Genomic DNA, 17,841 nt, shown 5'->3' on the forward strand with positions numbered 1-17,841 from the left:
GATTCCACTGGCCCCTATCGCCTTCCCGAGGCCGCGGAGTCGTTCGATCCGTGACGCGAGCACTTCGAGGTCCATCCGTCTGGACGTATCTGCACGACCATGCGCCGACCACACTCGGCGCAGAACCGTGGGGGTTCCAGACCGAGCCGAGCCGCCTCGGTGACGGTCTCGTCCACACCGGGGACCAGAGGCTTTCCCGTGTGCAGGCTGTAGCGCTGATCGGTAGTCACACCTCCACCTTAGATGGTCGAGTTCAAGGCTTTGATCGGCATCCGAAGCTCACCGAGGAGGTCCAGATCTTCCTCCGCGGGCCGTCCCAGAGTGGTCAGGTAGTTGCCGACGATCACGGCATTGATGCCGCCGAGAATGCCCTTTTGTGCGCCGAGGTCACCCAAGGTGATCTCGCGCCCACCGGCGAATCGCAGAATCGTCCGCGGCAGTGCCAGTCTGAATGCCGCAACAGCCAGGAGCGCCTCGGACGGTGGGAGTACGTCGAGATTTCCGAACGGAGTTCCCGGTCGCGGATTGAGGAAGTTCAGTGGCACCTCGTCCGGTTGCAGGGCAGCCAGATCCGCGGTGAACTCCGCTCGCTGCTCCAGCGACTCCCCCATCCCGAGAATCCCTCCGCAGCACACCTCCATTCCTGCCGCTCGCACCATTTCCAATGTGCCCCAACGCTCTTCCCACGTGTGGGTGGTGACGACCTTTGGAAAGTACGAGCGGGCAGTTTCGAGATTGTGGTTGTAGCGATGAACTCCCATGGAGGCAAGCTGATCGACCTGCTCTTGGGTCAACATCCCGAGCGAGCACGCGATGTCGATGTCGACTTCGTTGCGAATCGCCTCGATGCCTGCCGCCACCTGGGCGAGCAGTCGCTCATCCGGACCACGAACGGCAGCGACGATGCAGAATTCGGTGGCTCCGGACTTGGCCGTCTGTTTGGCAGCCTCCACCAGGGAGGGAATGTCGAGGCGTGCAGCGCGAACCGGCGACTCGAACAGGCCTGATTGCGAGCAGAAATGGCAATCCTCGGGGCAGCCACCGGTCTTGAGACTGATGATTCCTTCGACCTCCACCTCGGGACCACACCAGGCCATTCTCACCTCGTGCGCCAGCGCCAGCGCTTCCTCCAACCGTTCCTCCGGCAGCCGAAGGATCTCGAGCACCTGGCTCTGCGTCAGCCCTTCACCGTTTTCGAGCACTTGCGTACGCGCTCTGTCGACAATGTCGGACTGCACAGATATCTGGGTCACGAACTGCTCCTTCGGTCGCACGGGCATAATTGAACACCGTTCAAGTTGAACGGTGTTCAGGTTAAGCTGGCGGTCGGATACTGTCAAAGCCGAACCGAAGAACAGGAGTGCCGAGTGCAACTGCGGAGAGCGGACGTCCTCGACGGCGCGATATCGATCCTCGACGAATACGGCCTCGGCGATCTGACGATGCGGCGGTTGGCAACGTCTCTGCACGTTCAACCTGGTGCGCTGTATTGGCACTTCCCCAACAAGCAGACTCTTCTCGGCGCGATCGCCGACCACCTTCTCACTGATGTCGACGCACCCCCGACTCGATCCGGATGGGATGAGCAGGTCCGCGAACTGGCCCATCGCTTACGCGATGCACTGCTCTCACGCCGCGACGGCGCCGAACTGGTTGCCGCAACCTACGCATCGCGACTGACCACCAACCGGGTACGCGAGCGCATCGCCGCGGTCTGTATCCGAGCAGGTTCGAGCCGCAGCGACGCCGAGCTCACTGCGGACACGCTGCTGTATTACGTGCTGGGCCAGACTGTCGACGAGCAGTCACGCATGCAAATGGACTCCGTCGGCGCCCTCACCGAAGAAGCGTCTCCGCTGTTCGAAAGTCCTGATTCGACAAGCAGATTCGATTTCGGCCTGGGGCTGTTCATCGACGGAGTCCGGCACAATCTGGGTGCCTCGGTGCGGCTCTAGACGCCAAAGACGGCACCCAGCCCGGAACTGTTGCCCGCACTCGAGGCGAACGGGTTGTCGTGCACCATGTACGTCCAGGTCGACGTCGGACGCTGCAGACCCGCATTGTCGAGATCGATTCCCTCGGATGTGATCTCGGCCGTCTCGAACGTCACCTGAGCTTGTTCCATCGCCTTGTCCGAGACGGTCTTGAACGCCTCGACAGCGATGCGGTGATATTCGTCCAATGGATTCTCGCGACCGAGTGCGCGCAGGTGGATGCTCTCGCGCACATCGGCGAGGTGTGCCAGATAGTCCGACCACGCCCGATCGAGATGAAACAGCACAATTCGACGGGCCGCGACGACCAGTGTGTCCTCCGATACCTCGGCGCGGAGCTCCGAAGCACGTTTCGGTGCAGCGGAAGTGAGAAGCTCCAACGCTTCCGCGCCGGCGAGCAGTGTCATACGTCTGCGGTCGAGGATGTCACGGTGCGCAGCGGTGAGCTGGTTGTACCGCCATGTGCGCGAATGCACTTCGAGCATCGTGCCCTCGGCTATCCGCTGCGCATGGTCGATCTTTCCGGCAACACCTGCCGAAGTGATCAACCCGGTGTCGTCGTGTTTCCTGGGCTGTTCCTTGGGTCCGATATTGGCCGTCACGACGTCGTCCTCCCAGCTGGAGAAGAACACCGACCTCCCTGGATCACCCTGGCGGCCGGCGCGGCCACGCAGTTGATTGTCGAGTCTTTCGGTCGTGTGCCGACCGGTTCCGACCACGAGCAGCCCGCCGAGCTCGGCTACTCGGCCCTTGGCGGCTTTCGTGTCGGAACCGGGCCCACCGAGCTTGATATCGGTTCCTCGTCCGGCAATCTGAGTCGACACTGTGACGGCTCCGATCACGCCGGCAGCCGCGATGACGCCGGCTTCCTCGGCGTCGTTCTTCGCGTTCAACACGACGACCGGAACTCCCTGCTGCTGCAGTTGCTCGGCCAGGTCCTCGGATTCGGCAACGTCGTGAGTGCCGATCAGAATCGGTTGTTCTCGCTCGTGGGCCTCCTTCACGAAGGCCACCACCGCCGCGTTCTTGTTCGAGGCAGTGTCGTAGACACGGTCGGGCTCGTCGACTCGAATGTTCGGCTGGTTGGGCGAGATCACCGAGACACCGAGCCCGTAGAACTTCTTGAGTTGTTCACCGGCGGCGAGCGCAGTACCGGTCATTCCGCACACCGTCGGATATCTACCGATCAGAGCCTGCACAGTGATCGTGTCGAGAATCTCGCCCGTCTCCGTCGGCTTCAGTCCTTCCTTGGTCTCCACCGCTGCTTGTAGACCGTCCGGCCACCGTTGCAGCTCCGCGACGCGCCCACGAGATGCATTGATCAATTGGACCCTCTCGTCCCGGACGATGTAATGCACATCGCGCTGGAGAAGGACCTGAGCGTGCAGCGCGACATTGACCGCAACCAAGGTGGTCCCGACATGCTCCTCGGAGTACAGATCGATATCGCCGAGTTCCTTCTCCAACCGGGCAGCGCCCTCGTCGGTGAGAAAGACGTTTCGGCCGTCGGCGTCGGTGTCGAAGTCGGTGCTCTTCGCCAAGCCGCGAATTGCCTCGAACACCTTCGACGCCGGCACATCCTTCGGTACCGACCCCGCAAGGACCAAGGGAACGAGTGCTTCGTCGACGAGTACCGAGTCGGCCTCGTCTATCAGCGCGACATCAGGAGTGGGCGCTACCAGATCGGCGAGGTCGTCGACCAAATGGTCACGAAGAACGTCAAATCCGATTTCGTTGACCGAGGCGTACGTGACGTCACAGGCATACGCCTTCCGTCGTTCCTCGGGCGTCGAGGATTCGGTGACCGACCCGACCGTCAAACCCAACATCGCGTACAGCGGCCCCATCCATGCGGCGTCGCGTCGGGCGAGAAAGTCGTTGATGGAAATGACATGCACTTGACGGCCGGAGAGCACATATCCGCCTGCCGCGACCGCGCCCGCGAGCGTCTTTCCCTCACCTGTTGCCATCTCGACCACGTCGCCCGCCATCATCCGGACGGCCGCGAGCAACTGCACGTCGAAAGGCCGCAGCTCGACGGCCCGAGCACTCGCTTCACGAACGAGCGCCAGGTAGCGCGGAACATCGAGGTCTTCGCTTCTGTCGACGCGAAGCGATGTCGCAGCCGCGGTGAGCTCGGAGTCGGTGAGACCACGCGCCCAGTCCTCGTGTTCGGATGCCAGGTCCACCCGACTTCTGGAGCGAGCTTGACCCTTCTGCGCCGAACGGCCGAGCACTCGCCAGAGTCGATCAGAACCCAATGCCATCTACCAATCCCTACCTACGAAGAAGAATCAACGGTGCCTCGGCACTTCTTTCTCCCAGCCTACTGAAGCGGCAGGCCCGACCGGGTGAACCGAAGGACACGGGAATTATGCAAAGACCCAGTTGTTGACTCATTTGGGTTCTTCAGCGAAGAGAACCGCGGGAAGGACGACATATGTCGCATTCGTACAGCAAGGACGAGCAGTCGATCGATCGGTTGACTCCCGAGCAGTTCCGAGTCACTCAGAAGAACGGTACCGAGCGAGCTTTCGACAACGAATACTGGGATAACCACGAGGACGGTCTGTACGTGGATGTCGTAACGGGCGAGCCGTTGTTCTCATCGGCGGACAAATTCGAATCTCACTCCGGTTGGCCCAGCTTCACCAAGCCCGTCGAGCCGCAGAATGTGGTTGCGAAGCGGGATTTCAGCCACCTGATGGTTCGCACCGAAATACGGTCCGCGATGGGCGACTCTCACCTGGGACACCTTTTCAAGGATGGTCCGAAGGTCGACGGCGGCTTGCGGTACTGCATGAACTCGGCAGCGCTACTGTTCATCCCCCTCGATCGCCTCGAAGCCGAGGGTTACGGTGACTATCGCGCACAGTTCGACAGCATCGAAGACAGTTCAGACGAAGGAGCGCAGAAGTGACTACATCTACCGAGACCGCCATCCTCGCCGGAGGCTGCTTCTGGGGAGCACAAGAACTGATCAGGCATCGGCCGGGCGTTTCCTCGACTCGCGTCGGATACTCCGGAGGTGACGTCGCCAACGCGACCTACCGCAATCACGGAACCCACGCCGAATCCGTGGAAATCGTCTTCGATCCGGAGCAGATCTCCTACCGCGACATCCTGGAGTTCTTCTTTCAGATCCACGACCCTTCCACGAAGAACCGTCAGGGCAACGACGTCGGTGTCAGCTACCGCTCGGCTATTTACTACACGAGCGAGGAGCAGAAACGCGTCGCCCTCGACACGATCGCCGATGTAGATGCGTCGGGTCTGTGGCCGGGCAAGGTCGTCACCGAAGTGGAGCCGGCCGGACCGTTCTGGGAGGCAGAGCCCGAGCACCAGGACTACCTGCAGAACTATCCGAGTGGCTACACGTGTCACTTCGTTCGGCCCGGCTGGAAGCTTCCTCACCGCGAAGCCGCCACCAGCTGACGAGCAGATCTTCACGTGTTGTGCCCCGAGCTCGAGCTCGGGGCACAACACGTTTGGACGCACCGTCGACTTCCGGTGATGGTCCGCCGATTGCTCCTCTGAAGGGGTCGACCAGTATCGTGGGCGCCAACAGACGGACACTACGTCTCGATGAGCGCCTCACAGACGAACGAGGACAACGAACAATGACCTGGTAGAGCCGAAAAGTCGGAGCATTCAACTTCCTATGCATGTCCAGCCCCAATTTCTCGCCGGCGACGAGAACGAGGCGACGGCCCCACCGCGCCCGACCTCGACCGTACGAGTCGATCTCAACGGGCTCCGTGGGATCGCCATCGCCCTCGTCGTCGTCTTCCACATCTGGATGGGACGGGTTTCCGGCGGCGTCGACGTCTTCCTCACGTTGAGCGGCTTCTTCTTCACTGCCTCACTCATTCGCACCGCGCAGTCCGGCGGAAGTATCGATCCGATCACGCGGGTTCGGCGAATTTTGCGCAGGCTCGGACCCCCACTGATGGTCGTTCTTGCTGCAGTCGCATTTGCCACCCTGACGCTTCTGCCACGCACGCGATGGGCCGACGTAGGCGATCAGCTGGTGTCTGCAGTGTTCTTCTACACGAACTGGGAACTTGCGTGGACGGCACAGGACTATCTGGCAGCCGACCAGAGTGTCAGCCCGGTTCAACATCTTTGGTCGGTAGCCGTGCAGTTCCAGTTCTATTTGCTCGCGATCGCCGTCGTCTTCGGACTCGCTTGGATCGTCCGGCGATCCACGGGCGGGCAGCCGATGAGCCCGCCTGCCGGTCTCTATCTCGTGTTGTTCGCAGGTGCCGCGCTCCTGTCCTTCGTCTACGCCGCCGATGGCACCAGCGAAATGCAGTCGTGGAACTACTACGACACCGGAGCACGCTTGTGGGAGATCCTGGTCGGAGCGGCAATTGCAGCATTGTTCGCGGCCTGCCAAGCCCGCGACCGCCCTGCACACCGATGGCGGGACGGGCAGTCGTGGGTCGGTCGGTCGGCGCGCACGCTGCTCGCCGTCGCCGGACTGACGGCCATCGCCTTGTGCGGGTTCGTTCTCGACGGCGTCCGGGAGTTCCCCGGCCCGTGGGCGCTGCTGCCCGTCTCGGCGACCGTCGCGCTGATTCTCGCCGGCCCGGATACCGTCGTCGCGCAGCTGATGAGCACACGGTTCGGAGTGTGGTTGGGCTCGATTGCCTTCCCTCTGTACCTGTGGCACTGGCCGATCCTGATCTTCGCACTGTTCTTGACCGGCGAGCCGTCCGCCGGTCCGACTCTGGGATTTGTCGTCGTCGGCTTGTCGGTACTTCTCGCAATGGCAACAGTTCGGTTGGTCGAGAAGCCGTTGCAAGCGCCGAACACGTCGATTCCCAAGGTTTTGATCACCGTCGTGGCAACAGCGACGGCAGCGGTTGTGGTCTGTGGTTCGGTCGGTTGGAACTACTACATCGATCGCTCCGTCGCTGACCTGCAAGCCGGCGAGGTGGTCGACGCATCGACGCATCCGGGCGCACTCGTTCTCACCGACGGCGCACTCGCAGAGGACGCCGAAGTAGTACCCGCTTTGTTCTCCGCTCCCGCGGACCTTCCCATCACGACGGTCGAGGGATGCATCGCGGACTTCGATACCCGTGATGTCATCAGTTGCGAGTACGGGAACAAAGATTCCGAACGGACGATAGCCCTTGCCGGGGGTTCGCACGCCGAACACTGGATTACCGCCCTCGACCAACTGGGACGCGAGAAGGGGTTTCGCGTAGTCACCTATCTGAAGATGGGCTGTCCACTCACCGTCGGAAGTATGCCGATGCTCGGCGACAGCGAATACCCCGGTTGTCTCGACTGGACCGACGCCGTTCTCGGCGAGATCGAGCGAAACAAACCCGACTACGTCTTCACCAACTCGACGCGTCCACGCCCCGACGGCCCCGGCGACATCACCCCGGATTCGTACGCCCAGGTGTGGGCCCAGTTGGCCGAGCACGGAGTCCCGGTTCTCGGCGTCCGCGACAATCCATGGCTCGATCGCGACGGCGTTGCGTACCGAGCGGCCGACTGTTTGGCCGAAGGTGGCACTGCTACCTCCTGCGGAGTGCACCGCCAGACCGCTTTGTCGCCACTCGACCCGGCGCTGGCCGCGTCGTTCGGGTACCCAGCCGTACATCTACTCGACCTTTCCGACGCATTGTGCGACGGTCCGGTCTGCCGAGTGATCCAGGGGAACGTCCTCGTCTATCGCGACGAGCATCACCTCACCGCAACATACGTTCGCACTCTGACCCCCGAGTTGAGTCGGCAGATTGCGTCGGCGACCGGTTGGTGGTGAGCCGGTTGCACCGGGCCACAGTAAGGTTGGCCCATGCCTGAGGACGCTCCCACCGAAACACTCGAGATCGCAGTCTGGCCGGGCTCCGCCTATCCACTGGGAGCAACCTACGACGGTGCGGGTACCAACTTCGCACTCTTCTCCGAGGTCGCCGACGCTGTCGATCTATGCCTGATCGCCGACGACGGCACCGAAACTCGAGTCCGTTTCGAGGAGTCCGACGGCTACGTCTGGCACGGGTATCTGCCCTCGGTGGTACCCGGGCAGAAGTATGGATTCCGCGTTCATGGACCGTGGGAGCCGAGCAACGGGCACCGGTGCGATCCGAGCAAACTACTTCTCGACCCGTATGGGAAAGCCTTCGAAGGCGACTTCGACGGTGACCGCTCCTTGTTCTCCTACAGCCTCGACGTCCCCGAACCCGCTGCGGAAATTCCCGCGGAACCGGTGGCACAGAGCGCCGGCACAGCCTTCGAAGACGAGACCGATCTCGACGATCCGGACGGCGAAGTAATCGAGGAGGAGCCGATCGCGCACGACGATTCTCCGCGCGAGGACTTCCCTCAATACGACTCCCTCGGTCACACCATGACGAGCGTGGTGATCAACCCGTTCTTCGACTGGCAGTCCGACAGGGCGCCCAAGCGGCCGTACCACGAGACGGTCATCTACGAAGCCCACGTCAAAGGTATGACGGTGGCACACCCCGACATCCCGGAGTCACTTCGCGGCACGTATGCGGGGCTGGCGCACCCGGCGATCATCGACCACCTGCTGAACCTCGGTATCACCGCGATCGAATTGATGCCGGTCCACCAATTCATGCAGGACCAAACCTTGCTCGATCAGGGCCTACGAAACTACTGGGGCTACAACACCTTCGGATTCCTTGCACCACATGCCGACTACTCGTCCAATCCCACCGCCGGCGGCGCGGTGACGGAGTTCAAGGCGATGGTTCGGGCGTTCCATGCTGCCGGCATCGAAGTTATTCTCGACGTGGTCTACAACCACACCGCCGAGGGCAACCACATGGGCCCGACCATCAGCTTTCGCGGCATCGACAACGCCGCGTACTACCGTTTGGTCGACGGCGACGAAGAGCACTACATGGACTACACCGGCACCGGCAACAGCCTCAACGCCCGGCATCCACACACCCTGCAGCTCATCATGGATTCGCTGCGCTACTGGGTCACCGAGATGCACGTCGACGGTTTCCGATTCGACCTCGCGTCGACGCTGGCTCGTGAACTCCACGACGTGGACCGTCTGAGCGCGTTCTTCGATCTGGTGCAACAGGATCCGGTTGTCAGTCAGGTCAAACTGATCGCCGAGCCATGGGATATCGGCGAAGGCGGCTATCAGGTCGGAAACTTCCCGGGCTTGTGGACCGAGTGGAACGGCAAGTACCGCGACACCGTGCGCGACTACTGGCGCGGCGAACCCGCCACCCTCGGTGAGTTCGCATCGCGACTGACCGGATCCTCGGACCTCTACGAGGCGACAGGACGCCGCCCAGGCGCAAGCATCAACTTCGTCATCGCGCACGACGGCTTCACGCTCAACGACCTCGTGTCCTACAACGACAAACACAACGAGGCCAACGGCGAGGGCAACAACGACGGTGAGAGCCACAACCGTTCGTGGAATTGCGGCGTCGAAGGCCCGACCGACGACCCCGAGGTTCTCGAACTTCGCAGTCGCCAGGTCCGCAACATCATGGCTACGCTGTTGCTCAGTCAGGGCACGCCGATGATTGCGCACGGCGACGAACTCGGCCGAACGCAGCAGGGCAACAACAATGTCTACTGCCAGGACTCGGAGCTGGCATGGATGGACTGGTCGCTCGCCGAGACCAATGCCGATCTCATCGAGTTCACCCGCAACGCCATCGCGCTGCGCAACGACCATCCGGTGTTTCGCCGCCGCCGATTCTTCGAGGGTCGCCCGATTCGTAGCGGCGAACAGGCCCGCGACATCGCGTGGCTGACGCCTTCGGGCGAGGAGATGACGCCGGAGGACTGGGACAGCGGCTTCGGCAAGAGCCTGACGGTGTTCCTCAACGGCGACGGCATCCCCGAACCGAATCAGCGCGGCGAACGAGTCGTCGACGACTCGTTCCTGATGTGCTTCAACGCCCATCACGAGAGCATCGAGTTCGTCACACCCGATGGGAACTACGCGAAGGAATGGACCGTCGCACTCGACACTGCCACGCCGACCGGGGTGAGTGAGAATGTCATAGAAGCGGGTACACCGGTCAAGGTGGCCGCCCGGTCGCTCCTCGTTCTACGAAAGACGGACTGACCTATGCCGATCCCGTCCAGCACGTATCGACTTCAACTGCGCGGGGATGGATTCACTCTCGACGACGCCCGAGATCTCGTCGACTACCTCGACGATCTCGGCGTCACCCACGCGTACCTGTCTCCGATCCTCACAGCTACCGAAGGCTCGACGCACGGATACGACGTCGTGGATCCGCAGACAATCTCGTCCGCCCTCGGTGGTCGGGCAGCATTCGAGGCCCTCGTGGCCGAGCTTCACTCACGGGGAATGGGCGTGATCGTCGACATCGTGCCCAACCACGTCGGCGTCGAGGACCCACAACAGAACGCCTGGTGGTGGGATGTTCTCGCTCGCGGCAGAAATTCCGATCACGCCGACTGGTTCGACATCGACTGGCGAACCGACAACGGCACCGATGGGAAAATCGCCCTCCCGGTCCTCGGGTCCGAATCGGACACGAAAGAACTGGCGATCGACCTCTCCGGTGAGAAGCCTCTGCTCGCGTACTACGACCACAGGTTTCCCATCGCCGAGGGAACCGAGAACGGTGACGCGGAGGAAGTACACGCCCGTCAGGCCTACCGTTTGGTCAGCTGGAAGGCGGGTCTGGTCGGCTACCGACGATTCTTCTCGGTCAATGGCCTTGCCGGACTTCGCCAGGAGGACTACGACGTCTTCACCGCCTCTCACCAGCAGGTGAGCAGCTGGATGTCGGACGGGATCGTCGACGGCCTGCGAGTAGATCACCCGGATGGCCTCGCCGATCCAGCCGGTTACCTTACCGAACTCCGCGAGGTGATCGGGCCGGACCGTTGGCTGGTAGTGGAAAAGATCCTCGCGCGCGGTGAACCCCTGGACGAATCTCTGCCGGTCGACGGCACCACCGGATACGACGCTCTGGCCGATCTCGGCGGGGTGTTCATCGACCCGGACGGCGCGGAGGCCCTCGGCGAGCTGTCGCGGGTCTTCACGGGTGCAGTCAATGATGCGAGATGGCTGCACGAGACCGAACGGGCCTTGAAAGTCGCTGTCGCACAAGGCGATCTCGCACCCGAGGTTTCTCGCCTGAGCCGTGCGATCGCGCGAGAGTCTTCAGCTGCCATCTCTCATGAAGACATCAGCGCCGCGGTGGTCGCGCTGGTGGCTCGGATGCCCTACTACAGATCCGATTACGCTCCTCTCGCCGGCACCGTCGCACGAGTCGTCGGCGAGGTCCGTACTGACAACCCGGCTCTCGAAGCCGGCCTCGATGCGGTGACAACCGCGCTGATTCGTGGCACCGAGTCAGCAGCGCGGTTCGAGCAGGTATGCGGTGCAGTGACGGCCAAGGGTGTCGAGGATTGCCTGTTCTATCGCGCGACCCGCCTCATCTCGCTGCAGGAGGTCGGCGGTGATCCCGCCGAATTCGGCATCAGCCCAGCGCAGTTTCATCTCGCATCCGCGGATCGAGCAGTACGGTGGCCCGCAGCGATGACGACACTGTCCACCCACGACACCAAGCGTGGAGAAGATGTTCGCGCCCGCATCGGCGTGCTTTCGCAGACGCCCGAACTCTGGGCGCGATGCCTGACCGACTGGGAACTGCTTGCGCCGAGCCCGGACGGGGCAACCGGATTGTTCATGTGGCAGAACGTATTCGGCGTGTGGCCTGCTGACGGTACGATCACCGAAGAATTTCGAGCGAGGCTTCACGCCTATGCCGAAAAAGCAGTCCGGGAAGCCGGTCTCCGCACCGGATGGAACGACGTCGAGACGTCGTTCGAATCCTCGGTCCACGATTGGCTCGACTCCATCACTGCGGGGTCGATCGCTGAATCGGTCAGTATGTTGGTCTCGCGGCTCGATCCCCACGGCCGCAACGACGCACTCGGACAGAAGCTTCTGCACCTGGTCGGGCCCGGTGTGCCCGACGTCTACCAAGGCACCGAACTGTGGGACGATTCGCTCGTCGACCCGGACAACAGGCGCCCCGTCGACTACTCGGTGCGACGTGAGCATCTCGCGGACACCGGCACACCCGTCGTCGACGGCAGCGGTAGAGCGAAATTCCATGTCGTCCGCACCGCCCTCCGGCTCCGGCGTGAGCGGCCCGACAGTTTCGTCGGTGGCACTTACGCGCCTGTCTACGCCGTCGGATCTGCTGCAGCGCACGTTCTCGGATTCGCCCGAGGATCGGTACTCGCCGAACCCGATGTGATCGCGCTTGCCACCCGCCATTCGCTGACACTCGCATCACAGGGTTGGGGATCGACAGCGGTGGTACTCCCCGACGGACAGTGGCGCGATCGACTGACCGATTCCGTGTTCACGGGCGAGATTTCAGCGGAGGTGCTCTTCGCTTCGCTGCCCGTGGCATTGCTGGTACGCGAGAACTGAGGAGCTGCACCCATGATCCACCGTTTCCAAGTGTGGGCACCGACCCCTGAGAAGGTTCGACTGCATCTGGACGGCGACGTCCACGACATGGAGCGCCGGTCCGACGGTTGGTGGTTCACCGAGAAGGAAGCTCAGCCGGACAGCCGATACGGGTTCCTTCTCGACGAAGACGACACCGTGATTCCCGATCCCCGTTCGCCGCGTCAACCGGACGGGGTGCACGCTCCTTCGCAGCTGCACAAAGTGGACGAGTCGAAGTGGACCGATTCGACATGGACCGGCCGTCAACTGCCCGGTAGCGCACTCTACGAGTTGCACATCGGAACCTTCACTCCCGAAGGCACATTCGATGCGGCCATCGCCAAACTCGACCACCTCGTCGACCTCGGTGTCACGTTCGTCGAGGTGATGCCTGTCAACGGATTCAACGGCACCCACAACTGGGGTTACGACGGTGTGCTCTGGTACACCGTTCACGAGCCGTACGGTGGGCCGGAAGGATTGCAGCGCTTCGTCGATGCCTGCCACCGACGGGGACTCGGAGTCGTCCTCGACGTGGTCTACAACCATTTCGGCCCATCCGGCAACTACCTCGACCGATTCGGACCGTATCTCGCTCAGGGTTCCAATTCCTGGGGCCAGGCGATCAACTACGCCGAGGCCGATTCGGGGCCGGTGCGGCGCTACGCAATCGAGAACGCACTTCGATGGTTCTCCGAATTCCACATCGACGGGCTCCGCCTCGATGCAGTCCATGCCATCGTCGACCACACTGCCGTCCACCTGCTCGAAGAACTGGCAGTGGACACGCGTCGACTGTCTGCACATCTCGGACGCCCGCTGACTCTGATCGCCGAGAGCGACCTCAACGACCCCAGCCTCATCACTGCGCGGTCCGGTGGCGGTTGCGGGCTGGATGCGCAGTGGGACGACGACGTTCACCATGCGATCCATGCAGCGGTCTCCGGTGAAAGACAGGGTTACTACGGAGATTTCGGCTCACTGCAGGCTTTGGCGAATACCCTGCGTCACGGGTTCTTTCATGCGGGTACGTACTCGACCTTCCGAGGACGGACGCATGGCAGTCCCATCGACACCCGCCGTATTCCGGCGAGTTCGTTCGTGACCTACACCACGACCCACGATCAGATCGGCAACCGTGCGACCGGTGATCGACCGGGCTTCTATCTCGAGCCCGGTCAGTTGGCAGTCAAGGCCGCTTTGGTGTTGGCCTCCCCCTACACGCCGATGCTGTTCATGGGTGAAGAGTGGGGCGCGTCGACACCGTTTCAATTTTTCACTTCACACCCCGAACCCGAGTTGGGTAAGGCGACTGTCGAGGGCCGCAAAGCGGAGTTCGCCGAGCACGGTTGGGACAGCGCGGACATTCCCGACCCTCAGGACCCGGAGACGTTCCGGCGATCGATATTGGATTGGTCCGAACTCGGCACCGGCGAACACGCGCAGCTACTCCAGATCTACCGCGATCTGCTGTCGTTGCGGCGTGAACACCCAGAGCTGACCGATCCCTGGCTCGAGAACGTTTCCGTCGACTACGACGAGGACGAGCGCTGGATCGTACTGCACCGCGGATCGCTTCGGCTGGCCTGCAACCTCGCACCGCACGAGGTGACGGTCCCGGTCGGCGGCAGCCCTCTCCTGTCCTGGAGTCCGCCGACCTCGGACGAAACAGGTTCGGCCACAACCATTCCCGGTCATTCGTTCACTATCCTCGCCACCAACGTGCATGCAGCGACGATGTAGTGAGCTACAGCTGAGCCGACCCGTCACGCATGCGTTGTGGCGCCTCGCAGCCGCACGAATACCGCAATCGAAGTCGCAGCCATCACAACAGCGGTAGCCACCGACGCAGCGTGCATGCCGCTGATGAATGCTGCGTCAGCGGATTCGGACAGAAGTTCAGCGGCTCGGGCAGGAAGCGTGCGGGCGACGGCGACCGATCCGCCGAGCGTTTCCTGGGCGGATAACGCCTGAACCGGATCGAGCCCGGACACGTCGAGGCCTCCACGGAAGTACGACATGACGACCGTGCCGAGAATCGCGACGCCGAGTGCGATTCCGAGTTCGTACGCTGTTTCCGATACTGCGGACGCGGCACCTGCACGCTCGGGTTCGACCGCGCTCACGACCAGGTCCGAGGTCAGCGTCAGTGCTGTACCTGCGCCGGCACCGACCAGTAGGAATCCGGCGATGAACAATGCAGGGCCACCATCGGCACGAAGTCCTACCAGCAGAACTGCGCCTAGTGCAGCGACGGCCAATCCGGTTCCGAGCACAGTCCCCGGTGACCAGATCCGAACCAGGTAGGCCGCTGCCAATGAGGCCACGATGCTCGAGACGGTACCCGGGAGTAACAGCAGACCGGCCTCGAGCGGGCTGTTGCCCAAGACGAGCTGTAGATATTGAGCACCGAAGAAGAGAACTCCGGCAAGTGCGAACACCGACAGGAAGTTGGTGAACACCGCTGTCGAGAAGGCCGGCTTCGCGAAGAGACGAAGGTCGATCATCGGAGATTCCAGGGTACGTTGACGCCTCACGAACGCGACACCTGCAGCGATACCGATGGCTGCAGCAGCGGCATTGACCGTACCGAAACCATGGGTCGCGGTCTCCTTGATTGCGAAAACCAGGGGAACGAGAGCAGCCAAGGACAACGCCGAGCTCACGAGGTCGAATTTGCCCGGGTTCGGATCCTTCGACTCCGGGATCACCAGCGGGCCCAGCGCAATCAGCAACAGCATGACCGGAATGTTGACGAGGAACACCGATCCCCACCAGAAGTGCTCCAGAAGCCACCCACCTACGAGCGGACCAGCGGCAGCACCACCGCCCGCCATTGCGCCCCACACCGCGATCGCCATGATCCGTTGACGCGAATCGGTGAAGATCGTCCGGATGAGGCCGAGAGTCGCGGGCATCAATGTCGCACCGGATACGCCTTGAAGAACTCGGGCGGCGATGAGCATCTCGGGACTGACGGAAAAGGCAGCGATGATCGATGCGATGCCGAATCCGGCAGCGCCGATGAGCAACAGCCGACGACGTCCGATCCGGTCACCGAGGGTGCCCATCGTAATGAGCAGTCCGGCCAACACGAACGAGTAGACGTCGATGATCCAGAGCAATTGATTGCTGGTCGGCGCGAGGTCGGAGCTGATGAACGGCAGCGCAAGGTCGAGCACTGTGCCGTCGACCGATATCAGAAGCACCGCGAATGCGAGCACCACCAGCCCCAGCCAATCCTTGGTGGTCGCCCGCCGGCCGGCGGCGGACTGCATGCTGAGCATGCTCGACTCGTTCACGAGATTCTCCTCGGTTCGGCATTTATTCGACTAGACCGTCCAGACGGTATAGCGCCCAGGTTAGCAGTTCACCGTCCAGTCGGTACAGTGCTGGATATGTCGTCTGACACACGTGATCGAATACTCGACGCCCTCGAGATGCTGCTACTCGACGAAGGGTCCACGAAAGTGACACTCGAGAGTGTCGCCGCATCGGCCGGGGTCTCGAAGGGCGGATTGCTCTATCACTTCAATACCAAAGACGCGATGATCGCCGCCATGGTCCGCAGACTCGGCGAGCGTTCGGACACACAAAGGGCCGAAGCCGAACGCGGAGGATCCACCGTCGCCCACTGGTATCTGCAACCACCGGGAACGATTTCCGACAAAGAGACGGCTCTCTACCGTTCGACACTCGCCGTACTGCGCAGCGTCGACGGTAAGCCTGGAGAGATACAACAAGCCGTCATCGACATGATGCGACTCTGGGACGAGAGCCTGCAGGCCGAGATCGACGACCCGGTGCACGCCGAGATCGTGAGACTCGTCGGCGACGGCATCTACCTGGGCGCGCTGTTGAATCTGCCGCCGGTGGATCCGACACTGCACCAACAGGTCGTAGAACGGCTACTCGAATCCGATCACGTCAAATAGCGATATGCGGGTGTTCCGGGCTCCAACTGCTCGACCTGCAGATGAGACGAACGCATACGTTCGAGAAGCGAACTGAGTCCGGATGCGACCCCGAGTTGAATACCGACCAACGCCGCGCCGGTCTCACGATTGTTTCGCTTCACGTACTCGAACAGGGTGATGTCGTCGTCCGGGCCGAGAACGTCGTCGAGAAAACGACGAAGTGCGCCTGGCTCCTGCGGAAAATCGACGAGGAAGTAGTGCTTGAGTCCGAGGTGCACGAGGGAACGTTCGAGTATTTCGCCGTATCGCGACACATCATTGTTGCCACCCGAGATCAAGCACACCACGGTACTGCCGGGCGCAACCGAAATCTGATGCAGCGCAGCGACACTCAATGCGCCGGCAGGCTCGGCAATCACACCCTCGTTCTGGTAGAGATCGAGCATGGCCGTGCAGATGGCCCCCTCATCGATCTGCGTTACGAGAAACGGGCCGGCTTCGAGGGTTCCCGGCCGAAAAGCAGGCACAGCCATGAGCGGCAACGACGCATGTGAGACAACCTCGGCTCCCAGGTTCCGCAGAGCCGCGTAGGGCACGTCACCGATCCGACGGACTGCGGCACCGTCGACGAAGGGATCGATTTCCGCCAGCGTCACCGGCCCACCTGCGACGAGTGCAGCCGTCATCGATGCGGCTCCGGAGGGCTCCACCCCGACCAATGCGGACGCCGGGGAGCGCTCGCGCAGGTACGTCGAGATGCCTGCGATACAGCCACCACCGCCCACGGGCATGACCACGGTGTCCGGAGCAGCACCGAGCTGCTCGATGATTTCGGCTGCGATCGTTCCCTGCCCTGCTACCGTCCGCGCGTCGTTGAACGGTGGAACCATCGTCGCGCCTGTTCGCGCGACATCGGCCGAAGCAGAGGCACTGGCGGCATCGAACGTATCCCCCGTGACGATCAGTTCGACGAACTCACCACCATGGACGCGGATGCGGTCACGCTTCTGTTTGGGAGTGTTGGCAGGAACATAGATCCGGCCGTGCACCTGCATCGAACGGCAAGCGAATGCCACACCCTGCGCGTGGTTCCCGGCGCTGGCAGTCACTACCCCGACCGCCAACTCCTCAGGGCTCAGCTGCGCCATCAGATTGTAGGCACCACGAATCTTGTACGAGCGAACGATCTGCAGGTCCTCGCGCTTGAGATAGACCTGCGCACCGGTAACAGCAGAGAGTCGTTCACAGTATTGCAACGGCGTCGCGGACACCACGTCCGAAATTCGTCGCGCAGCCGTGTCGATATCGTCCGCAGTGACTGCGAACGTGTGGCTGTTGGATACGACTACATCAGGCGAGTTGGACACTCGTCCATGCTGCCACCAGCACGGTTCCCGATTCGAACCGGGCATACATTGCGCTACAGACGACCTGCTGCGGCCGACCCCGATCGCCTCGG

The 17,841-nt window shown here is 62.2% G+C and carries 13 protein-coding genes; 8 read left to right on the plus strand and 5 right to left on the minus strand.

What is annotated here, in order from left to right; all coding sequences use genetic code 11:
• Positions 1 to 14: 14 nt before the first annotated feature.
• Positions 15 to 230 carry a hypothetical protein gene (locus BJI47_RS21330; RefSeq protein ID WP_088945595.1) on the minus strand — a complete coding sequence of 72 codons (216 nt, stop codon included), beginning with the start codon at positions 228 to 230 and terminating at the stop codon, positions 15 to 17.
• Between the two features lie 9 nt (positions 231 to 239).
• Positions 240 to 1,253, minus strand: a complete 1,014-nt coding sequence (gene bioB, locus BJI47_RS21335; RefSeq protein ID WP_088945880.1) for a biotin synthase BioB — start codon at positions 1,251 to 1,253, stop codon at positions 240 to 242.
• A 114-nt stretch (positions 1,254 to 1,367) separates the two neighbouring features.
• Between bioB and BJI47_RS21340 the strand changes: the two genes are divergently transcribed.
• A complete protein-coding gene (locus BJI47_RS21340) occupies positions 1,368 to 1,955 on the plus strand; it encodes a TetR/AcrR family transcriptional regulator C-terminal domain-containing protein (protein WP_088945596.1) in 588 nt (195 codons plus the stop codon).
• Here BJI47_RS21340 and secA2 read toward each other — a convergent pair.
• A complete protein-coding gene (gene secA2, locus BJI47_RS21345; protein WP_088945597.1) occupies positions 1,952 to 4,261 on the minus strand; it encodes an accessory Sec system translocase SecA2 in 2,310 nt (769 codons plus the stop codon). The two genes, BJI47_RS21340 and secA2, sit on opposite strands and share 4 nt — an antisense overlap.
• Positions 4,262 to 4,434: 173 nt before the next feature.
• Between secA2 and msrB the strand changes: the two genes are divergently transcribed.
• The 6 genes from msrB to treZ all read left to right on the plus strand — a co-directional run bounded on the left by msrB (position 4,435) and on the right by treZ (position 14,208).
• Positions 4,435 to 4,914: a peptide-methionine (R)-S-oxide reductase MsrB gene (gene msrB / locus BJI47_RS21350; protein ID WP_088945598.1), complete on the plus strand. Its 480-nt coding sequence runs from the start codon at positions 4,435 to 4,437 to the stop codon at positions 4,912 to 4,914.
• Positions 4,911 to 5,429, plus strand: a complete 519-nt coding sequence (gene msrA / locus BJI47_RS21355; protein WP_088945599.1) for a peptide-methionine (S)-S-oxide reductase MsrA — start codon at positions 4,911 to 4,913, stop codon at positions 5,427 to 5,429. Before msrB ends, msrA begins: the two co-directional genes overlap by 4 nt.
• 226 nt (positions 5,430 to 5,655) lie before the next feature.
• Positions 5,656 to 7,776: an acyltransferase family protein gene (locus BJI47_RS21360; RefSeq protein WP_088945600.1), complete on the plus strand. Its 2,121-nt coding sequence runs from the start codon at positions 5,656 to 5,658 to the stop codon at positions 7,774 to 7,776.
• Between the two features lie 33 nt (positions 7,777 to 7,809).
• Positions 7,810 to 10,086 (plus strand): glycogen debranching protein GlgX, encoded by a 2,277-nt coding sequence (gene glgX, locus BJI47_RS21365; RefSeq protein WP_088945601.1) that lies wholly within the window; start codon positions 7,810 to 7,812, stop codon positions 10,084 to 10,086.
• Between the two features lie 3 nt (positions 10,087 to 10,089).
• Positions 10,090 to 12,444, plus strand: a complete 2,355-nt coding sequence (gene treY / locus BJI47_RS21370; RefSeq protein ID WP_088945602.1) for a malto-oligosyltrehalose synthase — start codon at positions 10,090 to 10,092, stop codon at positions 12,442 to 12,444.
• Positions 12,445 to 12,459: 15 nt separating this feature from the next.
• Positions 12,460 to 14,208: a malto-oligosyltrehalose trehalohydrolase gene (gene treZ / locus BJI47_RS21375; RefSeq protein ID WP_176225030.1), complete on the plus strand. Its 1,749-nt coding sequence runs from the start codon at positions 12,460 to 12,462 to the stop codon at positions 14,206 to 14,208.
• 23 nt (positions 14,209 to 14,231) lie between these two features.
• On the opposite strand, the gene BJI47_RS21380 is transcribed toward treZ, so the two are convergent.
• A complete protein-coding gene (locus tag BJI47_RS21380; RefSeq protein ID WP_088945881.1) occupies positions 14,232 to 15,752 on the minus strand; it encodes an MFS transporter in 1,521 nt (506 codons plus the stop codon).
• 111 nt (positions 15,753 to 15,863) lie between these two features.
• Between BJI47_RS21380 and BJI47_RS21385 the strand changes: the two genes are divergently transcribed.
• Positions 15,864 to 16,400: a TetR/AcrR family transcriptional regulator gene (locus tag BJI47_RS21385; protein ID WP_088945604.1), complete on the plus strand. Its 537-nt coding sequence runs from the start codon at positions 15,864 to 15,866 to the stop codon at positions 16,398 to 16,400.
• Here the strand turns inward: BJI47_RS21385 and ilvA are convergent.
• A complete protein-coding gene (ilvA, locus tag BJI47_RS21390; protein WP_088945605.1) occupies positions 16,388 to 17,749 on the minus strand; it encodes a threonine ammonia-lyase IlvA in 1,362 nt (453 codons plus the stop codon). The genes BJI47_RS21385 and ilvA overlap by 13 nt on opposite strands.
• Between the last annotated feature and the right edge of the window lie 92 nt (positions 17,750 to 17,841).

The organism is Rhodococcus sp. 1168, assembly GCF_002091955.1.
Lineage (GTDB): Bacteria > Actinomycetota > Actinomycetes > Mycobacteriales > Mycobacteriaceae > Rhodococcoides.